The organism is Pseudomonas luteola NBRC 103146 (genome assembly GCF_002091675.1).
In the GTDB taxonomy this organism is placed as follows: Bacteria; Pseudomonadota; Gammaproteobacteria; order Pseudomonadales; family Pseudomonadaceae; genus Chryseomonas; species Chryseomonas luteola.
Map to the genome: position 1 here is coordinate 383050 of NZ_BDAE01000001.1, position 16143 is coordinate 399192.

Sequence of the window (16143 nt, forward strand, 5' to 3'; positions counted from 1 at the left end):
TACTGGGCGGGTCCGCTAAATGCACGTGCTGCTGCCGGGAGATTGATTGCCCGTGCGACGCTATCGATGCGTTTGGAACCCACGTTATCGAGCGTATGGGGCTCATAGGGATAGACTGGCGTGCTTGGAGAGTGGTTTCAAAAAAAGCCACTGAGAAGTATCTGCATCACAGAATCCTGAGTGAAAGGCTGACGAATTCCCAGGCGGTGGGCGTCAGTGATGGCTGCCAGAACACGGCCTGAAGAAAATCCGTAGCCGGTAGGGTAAACATGGTCATAAAGAGGCAATTACTTGATACCGAGTCGGTATCGGACCAGGCAGGTTAGCCAGGCGGCAAAACCGCCTGGCTGGCTTGACTCAGTTAAGGCTGACCATTTCCGCCGGAGGCGCCAAAGACTTGACCTGTGACATAGCTGGCCTCGGTGGAAGCCAACTGCACGTAAAGCGGTGCGATTTCCACAGGCTGGCCGGGACGCTTGAGCGGGGTGTCGCCTCCAAAGCTCTTGAGCTTTTCCATCGTCTGGCCACCGCAGACTTGCAAGGGTGTCCAGAACGGGCCGGGCGCTACGGCGTTGACGCGAATACCCTTGTCCGCCAATTGTTTGGCCAGCCCCTTGCTGAAATTGGCAATGCCGGCCTTGGTCAACGCGTAATCGACCAGATTGGCCGAAGGATCGTAGGCATTGACCGATGATGTGTTGATGATCGAAGCGCCTTCCGGCAGATGCGGAATGGCAGCCTTGGTGATCCAGAACATGGCGTACAGATTGGTTTTGAGCGTCCAGTCGAACTGCTCATTGCTCAGGTCAAGAATCGAATCGTGGCTCTGCTGGCGCGCAGCATTGTTGACCAGGATATCCAGTCCACCCAGCTCCTTTACGGCGCGGTCCACCAGCTCGCGGCAGAATGCCTCGTCGCGAATGTCACCGGGAATGGCTACCGCCTTGCGGCCGGCCTGCTGGATCAGCTGAACCACTTCCTTTGCGTCAGGTTCCTCATCCGGCAGGTAGTTGATGGCTACATCCGCTCCTTCGCGGGCAAAGGCGATGGCTGCGGCACGGCCGATACCCGAGTCGCCCCCGGTGATCAGTGCCTTGCGGCCGGCGAGGCGGTTATTGCCTTTGTAGCTTTCTTCACCGTGATCTGGCCGAGGCGTCATCTTGCTGGCCAGCCCTGGCCAGGGTTGGGTTTGCTCCTGAAACGGAGGGCGGGGATGGCCGCTCTTGGGATCGCTCAACGGGGCTGGGTCGGCTGCAACCTTGCTATTGGCCGTCTGAGCAAAGGCGGGGGCCGCTGCGGCGGCGGCAATCGTGACAGCCGCACCCTGCATGAGTTTACGGCGAGACGTGGAGAGGTCGTTCGGATTCATGGCTGGCTCCTGAGAATGGGAATAAGCGGTGATCGAAACGGCAAGGCAGCAGTGTCCGTCGGGGCACCTGCCGGGTAAGCACCTGATGCGATGCTTGAATCGTTGTGACCGGGGTAGACGTACAGACCGTGCGCATCGTTCCCCAACCAAGGCAATAATGGGCGAATGGTCTGTTCAGGCAAGAGCGTTGAGCTAGAGCGACTGGTAGCCGATGCGGGTGGGCCGGGCCTTTGCAGGTAGGGCCCGTTCATGCGCGAGGGCTGAACAATGGACAGGCAAACCTGCCTCGCGCCTGAAAGGCGCAAGCCAGGGTGCAGGGAGGCTTACAGCGTTGGGTCTACTTCACGTACCAGCACATAATGGCGACCGGTTTCGTCTTCACAGTAGTCGTACACATAGAACATCTCGACCACTCCGGCTCCTGGCATGGCAGCCACGAGGTCACCCGGCTCAGGTGTAAAAAAACCTGCCGTGCCCGGCTCGGCTTCGCTCTCGATGCGAGCAGTGGAAAACAATTCGGGGTCCATGTCGCCAAAAAAATCGTCGCGTGTTTCCTGGTCCCAATCCTCGGGCACCTTGAATTCACCCGTAAACAGGATCTTGGCGTCACCCAGATCGTCGGCATCAACTTCCGGATTTTCGTCCGGGCGGTAGACCGTGCAGTCCAGAACGTTGCTGTCGCTCAGGATGGTTTCCCGTGCGGCAAGACGCTTTTTCGAGCCAAACGAATCTGCCGTATAGGATACGGAATCCGGGCCGTTGGTTATGCGATCGTTGGGACTCATAGCACTCTCCATGGTCATGGTTCTGCCTTCATAGCAGATAAGGCGAAAATTGCTGTGTTTTCCAGTCATTTTGGCGCTTTGTCATACGGCAGAACCATCTTTTTTGTGTAAGCGTCTGTCTTATGACTGCTTACGGGTGCGGTTTACGCCTGAGGGCTCTTCAATGACCGTTCAGGCACCGGAGCGGCGAGGGGCAATAAGGGTTGGGATACAAACGCGAACCGGCGCAGTCCAAGTTACAAATTCACTGTTCAGGGTCCGATATGACAGCGCCAGACATAGAAGAGCAGGTAAACGCGCCTGATCCAGAATACGTTCAATGGTTAGTCAACCAGTCGATGCTCTACAAGGCTCGTCAACGTGCCAAGGCGTATGGCGGTCAGGCGCGGCTCTGGATGCATCCCTATGCTGAAACGCGTCCACGCCGGGCAACGGCCATTGCCTCCGTCTGGTTTACGGCCTATCCCAGCTCAGTGATCACCGGATCAGGTGATTCCGTCATCAAGACGCTGGGAAGCGCTCCGCTATGGAATGCGTTGTCTTCCATTGGCGTGCAGGCGATCCATACAGGGCCGACCAAGCTGTCCGGCGGTCTCAAGGGGCGTGAGATTACGCCGACCATCGACGGTAACTTCGACCGGATCAGCCTCGATATCGACCCGCTCTACGGAACGGAAGAGGAATTCATCGCCCTGAGCCGCATGGCCTCTGCCCACAATGCGGTAGTCGTGGACGACATCATTCCGGCTCACACTGGCAAGGGCGCCGATTTTCGGCTCGCCGAATTGGGCTATGAAGATTATCCGGGCCTTTACCATATGGTGGAGATCAAGCCGGAGGATTGGGAGTTACTGCCCGAGGTGCCGGAAGGCCGTGATGCAGTCAACCTGCCGCCCGAGGTCGTCGATGCCCTGAAAGAGAAGTGCTATATCGTCGGCCAGCTCCAGCGCGTCATCTTTTTCGAGCCGGGTGTGAAAGAGACTGACTGGAGTGCCACACCGGTCGTTACCGGTGTGGATGGCAAGGACCGGCGCTGGGTATACCTGCATTACTTCAAGGAAGGTCAACCTTCCTTGAACTGGCTCGACCCCAGTTTCGCTGCACAGCAGCTGATCATTGGCGATGCACTGCATTCGCTGGATGTGCTTGGCGCACGCGGGCTGCGTCTGGATGCCAACGGCTTTCTGGGTGTTGAACGGCGCGCCAATGACAAGGCGTGGTCCGAAGGTCATCCCCTGTCCATCGTCGGCAACCAACTGATTGGGGGCATGGTCCGCAAAGCTGGCGGCTTCAGCTTTCAGGAGCTCAACCTGACCGTGGACGATATCGCGGCCATGGGCCAGGGCGGGGCAGATCTCTCTTACGACTTCATCACCCGTCCGGCCTACCATCACGCCGTGCTGACGGGCGATACCGAATTCCTGCGCCTGATGCTGCGTACCATGCACCAATTCAACATTGACCCGGCGTCGCTTATCCATGCCTTGCAGAACCATGATGAGCTAACCCTGGAGCTGGTGCACTTCTGGACCCTGCATGCCGACACCAATTTCGTCTACCAGGGCCAGACTTGGCGCGGCAGCATCTTGCGCGAGCATATTCGTGAGGTCATGTACGAGCGTCTTAGCGGTGAGCATGCGCCCTACAACCTCCGGTTTGTTACCAACGGCGTAGCCTGTACCACGGCGAGCGTGATTGCAGCAGCCCTGGGCATTCGTGAACTGGACAGCATGACCGACGAGGACAAGGAACGGGTCAAGCGGGTCCATCTGCTCCTTGCCATGTACAACGCCTTGCAACCCGGCGTATTCGCCCTGTCCGGATGGGATCTGGTAGGAGCGTTGCCCTTGCCGTTCGGTCTGGTGGAAGACCGCATGCGCGATGGCGATACACGATGGATTCAGCGCGGTGCCTATGATCTGGCAGACGCCAATAACGAGGCGACCCATTCCGGCGAAGGTCTGCCCAAGGCCGTCAACCTTTATGGCAGCCTGACCGAGCAGCTGGCCGACCCGGACTCCTTTGCCAACAAGCTCAAGCGCATCCTCTCGGTACGCCAGGCCTATGGCATTGCGTCCAGCCACCAGATTGCGGTGCCGGATGTCACCTCGCCGGGGCTTCTAGTCATGGTGCACGAGCTGCCCGCCGGGCGTGGCACCCAGATTACCGCGCTCAACTTTGGCGCCACCTCGATCCAGGAAACCATCACCCTGACTAACGTTACGCCGGGGCCGGTCGTGGATATGATCAACGAGACGGTTGAAGGTGATCTCACCGACAACGGTGAGCTGACGATCAATTTGGAAGGGTATGAGGGGCTGAGCCTGCGGATCGTAGGTGCCTTGCCCAACACGCCGTTCGACGTGTAAGGGCTGAAAAGGGCTGCGAGGCAAAATGTATTTGCTCGCAGCCCTTTATAGATTCAATCGTCCCGGGTGAGGACTTCCAGCAGCTCGATCTCGAAGATCAGGTTCGAGTTCGGTTTGATATGCGCGCCAATCTGGCGCTCACCATAGGCCAGGTGCGCCGGCACGAACAGCCTGCGTTTGCCGCCTACCTTCATCCCCATTAACCCGATATCCCAGCCCTTGATGACCCGGCCTGTGCCAATGACACACTGGAACGGCCGACCTTTGTCGTATGAAGAGTCGAATACGGTGCCATCTTCCAGAGTGCCTCGGTACTGGGTCGTGATCAGGGCACCTTTGACAGCTTCCTTGCCTTCGCCCAGTTGGATATCTTCAATTGTCAGTTCGTCGGTCATGGCGTGTTCTCTGTGTTCGTTGGATTCTGGCCTTTTGCAGGCGTAACCGCAGGCTTGGACGCTGCATTGGGCAGTGGCGCACCTTTTGGCCAAAGCATCCAAATTTGGCCGTCCTGCTTCATATGGCCGGCCAGCTCACCGGCATTATCACCCGTTCCCCAGAAAAGATCGGCACGGACTTCTCCGGTAATGGCACCACCGGTATCCTGTGCGGCTACCGGGCGAATCACGGGGCTGCCATCCGGGCGGGTGGTGGACAGCCAGAGCAGGCTGCCCAGCGGAATCACCTTGCGATCAATGGCTACGCTGTAGCCAGGCGTCAATGGAACGTTCAACGAGCCGCGGGGTGCTTCGTTGCTGTCCGGGCGTTGGCTGAAAAACACATAGCTCGGGTTACTGCCCAAGAGCTCCGGCACACGATCCGGGTTGGCCGTGGCCCACTCGCGAATCTTGCTCATGCTGACCTCTTCCTTTTGCAGCAGCCCCTGCTCCACCAGCCAGCGGCCGATAGGCTTGTAGGGATACCCGTTCTGATTTGCGTACCCGATACGCAACTGGCGACCATCTTCCAGTTCAACACGGCCCGAGCCCTGGATCTGTAAGAATTGCAGGTCCATCGGATCACGCAGCCAGGCCAGTACAGGGGCATCTACACCCTGCTGCATGATGGTGGCGGCGTCATCATAGGGTTTGAGCGTCTGGCCTTCGAGTCGGCCTCGCAGGCGTTTCCCCTTGAGTTCAGGGTAAATGCTGGCCAGATCGACGGTAATCAGGTCGGTAGGTGTGCCATAGACCGGCACGGGATGGGCCTCATCCTGCACAAGGCTGCCGTGGTAGACCGGCTCGTAATAGCCCGTGATAAGGCCATGCTCGCCCTTCAAAGAGCGCAGGCTGTAGACCTGTAGCTGGCTTTTGAGAAAGTCCCGTACGGCGCGTGGATCATACGGGACCTGCGCGGCTGCCTGACACGGTCCACTCCAAGCCTCGTTGTTCTTGAGCTTCTCGCAGCCTGCCTGCCAGGCCTTGAAGCCTGCCATAAGGTCGGCGTCACTGGTGACAGGAAGATCCTCCCAGCGGACAGGAGTGTAGGTGGCAACTTCCGGCGGTTTGGGCGGCGGCTTTTGCTTGAACTTGGAGCCGTCGTCACAACCGGCCAGCAAGGCTAATAGAGATACGGCGGCACAGGCCATGAGCCGCCAGGGGTAACGATAGGCAAGCACGTCAACTGTTCTTGTCGATGAGTGAGCCGGTAGCTTGGTGAAATCAGACCGTGACGTCAAATGCCGATCCTGACTTTCCCACCTACTGAATCATGTTGCAAAACAGTCAGGTAGGCCTGCCGAGGCTGGTTAAATTATAACCAACTCTATGCGGAAGATCATGGCGTTACAGTGCTTGGAATGCGTTCCAGTGGCATGCGCTGATGTTCTTTCCAGACGCCATTTTCCAGGGCGATACGGCCAGTGACATCCAGTGTCGGACAGCAGGACGCATCGGCTGCCTTGAAGGTGAGCCCCTGATACCAGAGGTCATCGTTTCGGATGAAAAGGCTGCTGATGTGCTTGGGAAGCTCTGTTGAGCTCTGCTTGGGCATCGAGTAATCGGCATCGATGAAATAGTCGCCGCCCGGGCTCTGGCGCAGGATGGCCATGAGCGGCCGAGTGGCGGTAGGTGTGCCGCTGCAGCCGACATCCAGCTCGTACACCGCCAGGAAAACCGATTTCCCCTCCAGCTGGTAGGGGATGATATTGCGAGGGTCCATCGAAAAGGAGCAGCCCAGCGACTTGCCGAACTGTTCAACGATAGGCGGCAACTTGGTTGAGATCTCGGCCCGCTTGGGTTCCGAGGCCTGCGCGATGTAATCGGCCAGGTCAACTTTGATATCTGCCAGACAGCTCAGGGGTAAAAGTGACAAAGCCATCCAAAAGGCCTTAAAACGCATTGGGCTTCCTCTCCGTGGAACAGAACGCAAGGATCATTTCAATTGGTCGATATTGACGCGCATAAAGGGCATCGGTTCGCCGGTTGTACAACTATTGTTCAATTGATCGGCAGATTCGCCTTTTGAGAGCGCCCTACCTATGGTTTGATCTGTCGACAAGGGTTTCTAAAACGCTCAAGCGTATATAACACCGCGCATACAGGCCTACATACAGCAGAGGGGAGCGCTAATTAGCCTATCCATCAGAGTGTGCTCTGGTTATCAGAAGGCGTTGCGCTCTTCTAGGCAGTCGTCCCCACCCATCTCGAATTCGCGGCAGATCAAAGGGCGATTCTCATAGATGCTGCATCGCATGGTTTCTCGATCCAGCGCGGCGCACCAGCCGTCGTCCAGGCGCGCCATGGTCATCGAGCCCCATTGGTCCTCCTCGATAAAGCGCATGGGAACGCCGGTATCCGTAATCAGCATGACTTCCAGACGGCAGCACTTGGCCGCACAGGTGTCACAGGTGACACTGGGTTCGGGCTTGGCGGGCGGCGCAGAGGCAGGCAGGTTATGGAGCGGAATCACGTGATCACCGGCGTAAAGGCAGACTGCAAGGTTACCGGCAGTTAAGGCCTGCTCAAAACGAAGAATGATCCATCAGGAGGAAAACTGACGGACCGCAGGCCTCTCATGTCTGCCTACGTTCCGTCAGCGACCGATTACCGGGGCGTCGGATTCTGCTCCGGCTGATTGCCATACGCCGTTTGCCCGATGTCATCGCCCGAGGTGGTGCGATTATCGCTGTTGCGCAGTTTGGCGACGGCATCGGCATCCACCGGACCGCCCTTGTTGCCCCAACTGGTTCGGATAAAGGTCACCACATCCGCTACCTGCTGATCGCTCAACCGCCAGCCGAAGGCAGGCATGACGATGGTCGAGGGCGCACTCTTGAGACCCGGCAGCTTGCCCCCTTCCAGCACAATGTGGATAAGGGACGTCGGGTCTTCCGTCTGCACCACCGTGTTACCTGCCAGTGCCGGGAACGCCCGGGTGTAGCCCAGGCCATCCGAGCGGTGGCAGGCGTTGCAGTTGTCGATGTAGACCGCTGCGCCGCGCTTGCTTTCATCCCCTTTTACCAGCATTTCCGAAACGGCATTGTTGCGCTGATAGGGTGGGGCGTCCGGATGGACCGGCGAAAGCGTCTTCAGGTAACGGACGATTGCGGTCAAATCCTCGTCGCTCATGTACTGCAGGCTGTGCTCGACCACCTGCGTCATACCGCCAAAGACGGCCATGTCATCCGAGCGGCCTGTCTTGAGGAATTCCACCAGCTGCGCCTCGTCCCACCGGGCAATGCCTTCCTTGTGGTCATTGCGCAGGCTTTTGGCAACCCAGCCTTCCAGCGGGGCGCTACCCGCAAGGAAGTCCTTGCCGTCGGCATCGCTGAGGGCTTTTTCCTGCATGGCAATGCCGCGGGGTGTGTGGCAGGCACCGCAATGGCCCAGGCCCTCCACCAGATAGGCGCCACGGGCAACCACCGGGTCCATGCCCTGCGCCGGTTTGAAGTCGGCAACCTCCGGCGCGAACAGCTTGCGCCAGACAGCCAGGGGCCAGCGCATCGACAGCGGCCAGGGAATCGCCACGTCCTGGTTGGGCTGAGTCACCGGTTGAACGCCATGCATGAAGTAGGCGTACAGGGCGCGCATGTCCTCTTCGGTGACGCGTGCATAAGAGGGATACGGCATGGCCGGATAGAGCGAATGCCCTTCCTTGGCGATGCCGTGACGTACGGCCTTATCGAAATCCTCGAAACTGTAATTGCCGATGCCGGTTTCTTTATCCGGCGTGATGTTGGTCGAGTAAATGGTGCCAATGGGCGTGCCCATCGGCAGGCCGCCGGCGAAGGGTTTGCCACCGGCTGCCGTGTGGCAGGCCACACAGTCACCAGCGCGGGCCAGGTATTCGCCTTTCTTGATCAATTCCTGATCAGGTCCGGCCTCTTGAGCAAAAGCAGGCAGAGCGATGAACCCCAGGGCCAGTGCAGAGATGAGTGCTTTCATGGTCGACGTCCTCATACCTGCACCAGTGGGCCAGGGTTTTTCAGGTACTGTTCGCGGATGGTGCGTGCCGACCAGTAGGTGAGGGCTGCCACAAGGCCTGTCGGGTTGTAGCCCAGCCCCTGTGGGAAAGCCGAGGCGCCCGGAACGAACACGTTGTGCACATCCCAGCTCTGCAGGTAACGGTTGAGGGCGCTGGTTTTGGGGTCGATGCCCATGATGGCGCCGCCGTTCAGGTGGGTGGTCTGATAGCTGACCGTATTGAAATGGGTTCCCGGCGCCTTGACCTGCACATTGATGGCTTTGGGATTCATGGCTTCGGCGATGCGCTTCATCTTATCGACCATGAAGTGCGTCATCTTGATGTCGTTTTCCTTCCAGTCGAAGGTCATGCGCAGGAGCGGCATTCCATACGCATCCTTGTAGGTCGGATCGAGGTCCAGGTAGTTGTCGCGGTAGGACTGGTGCGCTCCGTGGGCATCCATGGACAGCTGATGGTTATAGTAATCGGCCGCTGCCGCCTTCCACTGGCTGCCCCAATTGGGCGTGCCCGGGGGATTGCTTACGCCAGCGATAGGGCGCGTCCCCGCCTGATTCACCCAGAACGGCGAGCCACCTACAAAGTCGTGAGGGCCGTGGTCGAAGTTATCGGCATTGAAGTCATCCACCGCCACGCCATTACCGCCCGCACCGATGAAGGGGTTGGTGAAGTGCTGGTCCTTGTCGAAGTAGGCCTTGATGGTCGCCATGTTCTGGTAGGCGAAGTTTCTGCCGACCACGCCTTCGCCGGTTTTCGGGTCATAGGGCTTGCCGATGCCTGAAAGCAGCATCAGCCGCACGTTGTTGAACTGGAAAGCGCCGAGAATGACGATATCGGCCGGTTGCTCAATCTCGTTGCCCTGGGCGTCCACATAGGTCACGCCGGTGGCGAGCTTCTTGTCGTCGGTCAAGTTGACCTTCAGCACGTGGGCATCGGCGCGCAGTTCGAACTTGGGTTCCTGGCGCAGTGCCGGCAGGATGTTCAGGTTAGGCGAAGACTTGGAGTACATGTAGCAGACGTACCCACTGCAATATCCGCAGAAATTGCACGGCCCCATCTGGCAGCCGTAGGGATTGGTGTAGGGGCCGGAGGTATTAGCCGAGGGCAGGTCATAAGGGTGGTAGCCCACATCCCAGGCGGCCTTCTGGAACAGCTGCGCTGACACCGTGTTCTTTTGCGGCGTGAGCGGAAAGTGATCGGAGCGGTCCGGCGCAAAGGGGTTGCCGCCCTTGCCTTTGCCAACCAACTCACCCTTTACCGTCCAGGCCTGACCGGAGGTGCCGAAGACTTTTTCGGCAAAATCGAAGTACGGCTCCAGCTCCTCGTAGGTCACGCCAAAGTCCTGGATAGTCATACCATCCGGGATGAAGTTCTTGCCGTACCGTTCTTCATAGTGACTGCGCAGGCGCAGCTCTACCGGGTCGACCCGCAGATGCACGCCGGACCAGTGCAAACCCGCACCGCCTACGCCATCGCCGGGCAGAAAGGCGCCGAGCTGACGATAGGGCAGTGCCGTCTGGCTCACGTTGTGGCGAATGGTGACGGTCTCCTTGGATGTGTCCACGAACAGCTTGCGACGGATGCTGTAGGTCAGCTCGTCGATCACCTGTGGGTAGGAACCATCCGGGTAGGTATCACGCATTGGGCCACGCTCCAGCGCGACCACGGAAAGGCCCGCCTCGGTCAGCTCCTTGGCCATGATGGCCCCGGTCCAGCCAAAGCCCACGATTACCGCATCGGCTTTCTGCATCACTTTTGCCATGGATCAAGCCCTCTCGCCACGGATGGAAACCGGTGGGAAGGGGTACGCCACGTCGCGCTCCACCCAATCCATGAAGTCGGCGCGGGCGCCGGGAAAGCCCACCAGCTTCCAGCCCACCATATCCTTGTTGCCACCATGGATCGGGTCGCAAAAAAAGCCTTCTTTAGTGCTTTGCAACAGGGCGGCAAAGAAGGTCTTGGCAGGAAGCGGGGCGAACTCGGCCTCACCGGCTTCAAACTGACGAAGTGCGGCATCCTGGGTGCCGGTATCCAGCTCGGCAAACGGCTTGCCGTGTTGCTGGCGCGACCAGTCATCCGCGGCCTTGATGCCCAGGCGGAAAACCTGTTGCGGATTGAGCTTGAGCTGGTACCCCATCTCCGAAGGTGCATCGGGTTGGAAAGGGCCTTGCATGTACCATTTCGCCCCTTGGGCGTAAGGCGTGTTCATCTGCCGGTCGATGTACTCCGGTACACCAGCCTCCACCGCACCGGGGCCGCGATCATCAGCGGGAATCAGCCGGGCGACGGCGGCGTGGATAAACGTCCATTCTTCCGGCGTGAAAAAGGTGGGCTGATAGGCGTCTGCGCGGGCGCTCTGGCCCGGCTTGTCCTCGTCACGCTGTCGCTCCTTCGTCTCGGCCAGAGCCAGGCTGGCGCCGCCTGTAGTGGCAAGTGTCACCACGGGGATCAGGGTTAGAGACTTACGTAGAAAGTCGCGGCGGGCGTTAGACGTATCATCAGCGGACATGAGGGTTCCCATCAGCCATCAGGCTTTAAATGTTAGTAAGCTAAGCATTTAAGTGTAACAATTTGTGCGGATCTGCGACAGATTGCCTCATCATCGACCGGCGCGCCGCGGGCAGGTTCCTGATGACCCTTTAAAACGTATGGATAAGAACGTATAGCCCATCAAGCCTGGGTATGCTCAAGCGCTTCCAGAAACCGCTGTAGGATCAGGTTGGGGCGGCGGCCCTTGCGCATCGCGGTACAGAGCGGAATGGAGTAGAAGAAACGCTCCGGCTTGAGCGGCCGCAGGACGCCCTGCATCACCCAGCTGGCGGCATAATGATCTGGCAGATACCCGATGTAACTGCCGGTATGCAGCAGAAAGGCAATCCCTTCGCGATCCGATGCGGTGGCCGTACAGTTGAGCGTCTGGTGTCGCTCCAACGCCTCGGCCGTCAATCGATAGTTCGGCGCCACAGCATCGGCCATGCGTAGCGCCTCATCCGGAATCTCCTCATCGGGCCGGTGGAACAAAGGGTGCTCATGGCTGCAATACAGTTGCGAGCGTTCCTCATAAAGCGCTGTGTATTCCAGGCCGGACAGCGGGTTGATCAGCGGGACCACGCCAATATGCAGCCGTCCATCCAGTACCCCGCGTTCGATTTCGCCCGGCGTCATCATGCCAATGCTCACCCGCACACCCGGTCCCAATGCCTTCAGTTTGCGCAGCGCATGGGTCACGCGCATTTGCGGCAAGGTGACGAGGTTGTTGATGATGCCGATGTTCAGCTCGCCCCGCAGTTGCTGGTGCAGGGCGTTTACTTCACTGCGAAAGCCTTCCAGCGCGGCCAGTAGGCTCTGGCTGGCCCGCAGCACTTCCCGGCCTTCATCCGTGAGTGCAAACCCGGCGCGGCCGCGCTGGCACAAGCGCATCCCCAGCCGCTTTTCCAGATCGCCCATGTGCAGGCTGATGGCCGAGCGGGTGATACCCAGTGCACTTTCTGCCGCTGCAAAGCTGCCGCATTCCGCTACCGTCTTGAACAGACGCAGGAGACGGATATCGAAATCGCTGACTTGGCCAAGGGGGGCTTTACGAGGTGCGCTCATTGGGTGAGTTTTTTCTTGAGTAAACGTAAGAAGAATACGCTTTAACTCATCCAAGGTCAGGCTCAAGCTGAGGCTTTCGTGGGGACGATTCCTATTGCCCCGTCCAGCTCATGTCTTGTACCCCGAGGCCCTGCATGAACCAGCCCCTGACCGTATCGCCACCGCTCGCCAGCGAACTCGACCTGACCCATCACTGGATGCCCTATACCGCCAACCGTGCGTTCAAGAAGGACCCGCGTATTCTGGTGGCGGCTGAGGGCGCGTACCTGACGGACGATCAGGGCCGCAAGCTGTACGACAGCCTTTCCGCGCTGTGGTGTGTAGGGGCCGGGCACGGACGTAAGGAAATTGCCGAGGCGGTAGGTAAGCAGGCGCTGCAACTCGATTATTCACCGGGCTTCCAGTACGGCCATCCGCTGTCCTTCAAGCTGGCCGAGAAGATTGCCAGCCTGACGCCGGGCGACCTGAACCACGTGTTCTTTGTCAACTCAGGCTCCGAATGCGCCGACACGGCTGTGAAGATGGCCCGTGCCTACTGGCGTCTGAAAGGGCAGGCCACCAAGACCAAGATGATCGGCCGTGCCCGTGGCTATCACGGGGTGAACATTGCCGGCACCAGCTTGGGCGGCATTGGGGCCAATCGTAAGATGTACGGCCAGTTGATGGATGCCGATCACCTGCCGCATACCCTGCTGCCGGGTAACGAGTTCACCAAAGGCATGTCCAAGACCGGCGTTGAGCTGGCAAACGAAATGCTCAAGCTGATCGAGCTGCACGATGCGTCCAACATCGCGGCGGTCATCGTCGAGCCCATGTCCGGCTCGGCCGGCGTGATCGTGCCGCCGGAGGGCTATCTGCAACGCCTGCGCGAGATCTGTACCCAGCACAACATCCTGCTGATCTTTGACGAGGTGATTACCGGCTTTGGCCGCACCGGTTCCATGTTTGGTGCGGACAGCTTTGGCGTCACGCCCGACATCATGAACCTCGCTAAGCAGATCACCAACGGCGTGATCCCTATGGGTGCGGTGGTTGCGACCAGCGAAATCCACGACACCTTCATGAACCAGGGAACGCCGGATTATGCCGTCGAGTTTGGTCACGGCTACACCTACTCCGCGCATCCAGTCGCCTGCGCCGCAGGTCTGGCTGCGCTGGAGATCCTGGAGCGCGACAACCTCGTTCAGCGTGTAGCCGAACTGGCCCCGCATTTTGAGCAGCGTATCCATGGTGTGCGCGGTGCCAAGCACATCGTCGATATCCGTAACTACGGCTTGGCCGGTGCGATCCAGCTCGCTCCGCGTGACGGCGACGCCATCGTCCGGCCCTACGAGGCCTCGCTGAAACTGTGGAAGGCCGGTTTCTACGTCCGCTTCGGCGGCGACACCCTGCAATTTGGCCCGCCCTTTATCAGCACGCCGGAAGAACTGGACCGCCTGTTCGACGCCGTGGGCGAAGCCCTCAACGCCACGGCCTGATTATTTTTCGTACAGCGACGCGCCACCGTTATCCGACGCGCCGCCTTTACAGGGAATCGATATGACCACCTTGAACCACCTCATCAACGGCGAAGCCTTTGCCGACAACGGCCGCACGGCAGATGTCTACAACCCTTCAACTGGAGACGTCATTCATCAGGTGCCGCTGGCCAGCCGCGACACCGTGCAAAAGGCCATCGACGCGGCCAAGGCGGCTTTTCCCGCGTGGCGCAACACCCCACCAGCCAAGCGCGCCCAGGTCCTGTTCCGCTTTAAGCAACTGTTGGAGCAGAACGAGCAGCGCATCGTGCAGCTGATCAGCGAAGAGCACGGCAAGACGCTGGAAGACGCCTCCGGTGAACTCAAGCGCGGTATCGAAAACGTCGAATACGCCACCGCCGCGCCCGAACTGCTCAAGGGCGAATACAGCCGCAATGCAGGTCCGGCGATTGATAGCTGGTCCGACTTCCAGCCGCTGGGCGTGGTTGCCGGTATCACGCCGTTCAACTTCCCGGCCATGGTGCCGCTGTGGATGTACCCGCTGGCGATTGCCTGCGGCAACTGCTTTATCCTCAAACCCTCCGAGCGCGACCCTAGCTCTACGTTGCTGATTGCTGAACTCATGTACGAAGCCGGGCTGCCCAAGGGTGTGCTCAATGTGGTGCATGGCGACAAGGATGCCGTGGATGCACTGATCCAGGCACCTGAGGTCAAGGCGCTGAGCTTTGTCGGCTCTACCCCAATTGCCGAATACATCTATAAGGAAGGCGCGGCCCGCGGCAAGCGCGTCCAGGCCCTGGGCGGTGCGAAGAACCATGCGGTGCTGATGCCTGATGCCGACCTGGACAACGCCGTCAGCGCACTGATGGGCGCCGCCTACGGCTCCTGCGGCGAACGCTGCATGGCCATCTCCGTGGCGGTGTGCGTGGGCGACCAGATTGCCGATGCGCTGATCGAGCGCCTCACCCCGCAAATCCAGAGCCTCAAGGTTGGCCCCGGCACCTGCAAGGGGCTCGATATGGGCCCACTGGTCACCAAGGCCGCGCTGGAGAAAGTTACCGGCTATGTGCAGGACGGCGAAGCGGCGGGCGCCAAGCTGGTCGTCGATGGTCGCAACCTCAAGGTTGCCGACCACAGCAATGGTTTCTTCCTCGGCGGCTGCCTGTTCGACCACGTCACGCCTGACATGCGCATCTATAAGGAAGAGATCTTTGGCCCGGTGCTGTGCGTGGTGCGCGTCAACAGCCTGGAAGACGCCATCGTGCTGATCAACGCCCATGAATATGGCAACGGCACCTGTATCTTCACCCGCGACGGCGAGTCTGCACGACTCTTCAGCGACGAGATCGAAGTGGGCATGGTCGGCATCAACGTCCCGCTACCCGTTCCGGTGGCCTACCACAGCTTTGGCGGCTGGAAGCGCTCCATCTTCGGTGACCTCGCTGCCTACGGCCCGGACGGCGTACGTTTCTACACCCGCCGCAAAACCATCACTCAACGCTGGCCGCAACGCGCCAGCCACGAAGCGGCGCAGTTTGCGTTTCCGAGTAACGGCTGATTACGGTACGGTCAAGGGCTGGTCTGTCGGCTAGCCCTCAAGCCTGAGGAGTCGGTTTGGTCACGGCCAGAAACTTGGCTTGCAGGTCATTGATCTGCGCGTGTGACACCGAGTACTGAACATTGCAGAGCTGAACGTTCAAGGTGTCATTACCTGCCAGACGCTGCATCTGAGCGTTGCTCAGTGTCACGTCGTACGTGACGTTGTAGTCCGACTTGGTGTACTGCTGGCGTTGCACAACATCGGCCTGGAACTGGTCCGTGCCGGAGGTGATCAGCGCAGTGCTGCAATCCGAGTAGGAGGGGTGCTGCGCTGTTGTCGAGAGGCTCAGGACGTATTGTCCGGCAGCGGGCTCGATGCGATTGACGGTCAGCGATCCGCCCTGGGTTCTAGCCGGTGCCTGAGCTGTGTTGCTTTCAGGGGCTGCGTTAAAGGGGGCACTGATTGCACAGCCTGCCAGTAACAGGGGCGCGATCAGCAAGGCTGCCTTACCGTGTTGGATAAGCGTGTTCATGGTTGCCTCAGCAAGAAGATTCGATACGTTCATTATCGAATCAATCGCTTGATGCTA

Annotated in this window: 14 protein-coding genes; 3 read left to right on the plus strand and 11 right to left on the minus strand. The window is 59.3% G+C overall.

Annotation, left to right across the window (positions count from 1 at the left end; all coding sequences use genetic code 11):
• Positions 1 to 361: 361 nt before the first annotated feature.
• Both PLU01S_RS01860 and PLU01S_RS01865 read right to left on the minus strand, forming a co-directional pair.
• Positions 362 to 1369, minus strand: coding sequence for an SDR family oxidoreductase (locus PLU01S_RS01860; RefSeq protein ID WP_074821426.1), 1008 nt, complete (start codon positions 1367 to 1369; stop codon positions 362 to 364).
• A gap of 323 nt (positions 1370 to 1692) precedes the next feature.
• Positions 1693 to 2154: a hypothetical protein gene (locus PLU01S_RS01865; protein WP_010796621.1), complete on the minus strand. Its 462-nt coding sequence runs from the start codon at positions 2152 to 2154 to the stop codon at positions 1693 to 1695.
• 263 nt (positions 2155 to 2417) lie between these two features.
• On the opposite strand from PLU01S_RS01865, the gene treS reads away from it, so the two are divergent.
• Complete coding sequence (treS, locus tag PLU01S_RS01870) at positions 2418 to 4523, plus strand: maltose alpha-D-glucosyltransferase (RefSeq protein WP_074821428.1); 2106 nt, start codon at positions 2418 to 2420, stop codon at positions 4521 to 4523.
• Between the two features lie 53 nt (positions 4524 to 4576).
• Here treS and PLU01S_RS01875 read toward each other — a convergent pair whose 3' ends face one another.
• From PLU01S_RS01875 to PLU01S_RS01910, 8 genes are all read right to left on the minus strand, one after another.
• Complete coding sequence (locus tag PLU01S_RS01875; RefSeq protein WP_074821431.1) at positions 4577 to 4918, minus strand: FKBP-type peptidyl-prolyl cis-trans isomerase; 342 nt, start codon at positions 4916 to 4918, stop codon at positions 4577 to 4579.
• Positions 4915 to 6108: a murein transglycosylase A gene (gene mltA / locus PLU01S_RS01880; protein ID WP_074821729.1), complete on the minus strand. Its 1194-nt coding sequence runs from the start codon at positions 6106 to 6108 to the stop codon at positions 4915 to 4917. The genes PLU01S_RS01875 and mltA overlap by 4 nt, the downstream gene beginning before the upstream one ends.
• Positions 6109 to 6296: 188 nt before the next feature.
• The gene (locus PLU01S_RS01885; RefSeq protein WP_139208661.1) at positions 6297 to 6839 is read right to left on the minus strand and encodes a hypothetical protein; all 543 of its coding nucleotides are present in this window, start codon (positions 6837 to 6839) and stop codon (positions 6297 to 6299) included.
• Between the two features lie 282 nt (positions 6840 to 7121).
• The gene (locus PLU01S_RS01890) at positions 7122 to 7430 is read right to left on the minus strand and encodes a YkgJ family cysteine cluster protein (RefSeq protein ID WP_083397806.1); all 309 of its coding nucleotides are present in this window, start codon (positions 7428 to 7430) and stop codon (positions 7122 to 7124) included.
• 134 nt (positions 7431 to 7564) lie between these two features.
• The gene (locus tag PLU01S_RS01895) at positions 7565 to 8905 is read right to left on the minus strand and encodes a c-type cytochrome (RefSeq protein ID WP_074821437.1); all 1341 of its coding nucleotides are present in this window, start codon (positions 8903 to 8905) and stop codon (positions 7565 to 7567) included.
• Positions 8906 to 8916: 11 nt separating this feature from the next.
• Complete coding sequence (locus PLU01S_RS01900) at positions 8917 to 10704, minus strand: GMC family oxidoreductase (RefSeq protein ID WP_074821440.1); 1788 nt, start codon at positions 10702 to 10704, stop codon at positions 8917 to 8919.
• 3 nt (positions 10705 to 10707) lie between these two features.
• Complete coding sequence (locus tag PLU01S_RS01905) at positions 10708 to 11451, minus strand: gluconate 2-dehydrogenase subunit 3 family protein (protein ID WP_010796629.1); 744 nt, start codon at positions 11449 to 11451, stop codon at positions 10708 to 10710.
• Between the two features lie 161 nt (positions 11452 to 11612).
• Positions 11613 to 12536 carry a LysR family transcriptional regulator gene (locus PLU01S_RS01910; RefSeq protein WP_074821443.1) on the minus strand — a complete coding sequence of 308 codons (924 nt, stop codon included), beginning with the start codon at positions 12534 to 12536 and terminating at the stop codon, positions 11613 to 11615.
• A gap of 134 nt (positions 12537 to 12670) precedes the next feature.
• Between PLU01S_RS01910 and aptA the strand changes: the two genes are divergently transcribed.
• Both aptA and PLU01S_RS01920 read left to right on the plus strand, forming a co-directional pair.
• Positions 12671 to 14014 (plus strand): omega-aminotransferase AptA, encoded by a 1344-nt coding sequence (aptA, locus tag PLU01S_RS01915; RefSeq protein WP_074821447.1) that lies wholly within the window; start codon positions 12671 to 12673, stop codon positions 14012 to 14014.
• A gap of 61 nt (positions 14015 to 14075) precedes the next feature.
• Positions 14076 to 15572 (plus strand): CoA-acylating methylmalonate-semialdehyde dehydrogenase, encoded by a 1497-nt coding sequence (locus PLU01S_RS01920; RefSeq protein WP_074821450.1) that lies wholly within the window; start codon positions 14076 to 14078, stop codon positions 15570 to 15572.
• A gap of 37 nt (positions 15573 to 15609) precedes the next feature.
• Here the strand turns inward: PLU01S_RS01920 and PLU01S_RS01925 are convergent, their stop codons facing one another.
• On the minus strand, positions 15610 to 16086 hold the full coding sequence (locus tag PLU01S_RS01925; RefSeq protein WP_139208662.1) for a hypothetical protein: 477 nt from the start codon (positions 16084 to 16086) through the stop codon (positions 15610 to 15612).
• Between the last annotated feature and the right edge of the window lie 57 nt (positions 16087 to 16143).

What these genes read in the sequence shown, in the direction of transcription:
- treS (WP_074821428.1), top strand. Translation starts at nt 2,418, where the DNA reads ATGACAGCGCCAGACATAGAAGAGCAGGTAAACGCGCCTGATCCAGAA.
- PLU01S_RS01900 (WP_074821440.1), bottom strand. Translation starts at nt 10,704, where the DNA reads ATGGCAAAAGTGATGCAGAAAGCCGATGCGGTAATCGTGGGCTTTGGC.
- PLU01S_RS01895 (WP_074821437.1), bottom strand. Translation starts at nt 8,905, where the DNA reads ATGAAAGCACTCATCTCTGCACTGGCCCTGGGGTTCATCGCTCTGCCT.
- PLU01S_RS01860 (WP_074821426.1), bottom strand. Translation starts at nt 1,369, where the DNA reads ATGAATCCGAACGACCTCTCCACGTCTCGCCGTAAACTCATGCAGGGT.
- aptA (WP_074821447.1), top strand. Translation starts at nt 12,671, where the DNA reads ATGAACCAGCCCCTGACCGTATCGCCACCGCTCGCCAGCGAACTCGAC.
- PLU01S_RS01910 (WP_074821443.1), bottom strand. Translation starts at nt 12,536, where the DNA reads ATGAGCGCACCTCGTAAAGCCCCCCTTGGCCAAGTCAGCGATTTCGAT.
- PLU01S_RS01865 (WP_010796621.1), bottom strand. Translation starts at nt 2,154, where the DNA reads ATGAGTCCCAACGATCGCATAACCAACGGCCCGGATTCCGTATCCTAT.
- PLU01S_RS01920 (WP_074821450.1), top strand. Translation starts at nt 14,076, where the DNA reads ATGACCACCTTGAACCACCTCATCAACGGCGAAGCCTTTGCCGACAAC.
- PLU01S_RS01905 (WP_010796629.1), bottom strand. Translation starts at nt 11,451, where the DNA reads ATGTCCGCTGATGATACGTCTAACGCCCGCCGCGACTTTCTACGTAAG.
- PLU01S_RS01885 (WP_139208661.1), bottom strand. Translation starts at nt 6,839, where the DNA reads ATGGCTTTGTCACTTTTACCCCTGAGCTGTCTGGCAGATATCAAAGTT.
- PLU01S_RS01875 (WP_074821431.1), bottom strand. Translation starts at nt 4,918, where the DNA reads ATGACCGACGAACTGACAATTGAAGATATCCAACTGGGCGAAGGCAAG.
- mltA (WP_074821729.1), bottom strand. Translation starts at nt 6,108, where the DNA reads ATGGCCTGTGCCGCCGTATCTCTATTAGCCTTGCTGGCCGGTTGTGAC.
- PLU01S_RS01925 (WP_139208662.1), bottom strand. Translation starts at nt 16,086, where the DNA reads ATGAACACGCTTATCCAACACGGTAAGGCAGCCTTGCTGATCGCGCCC.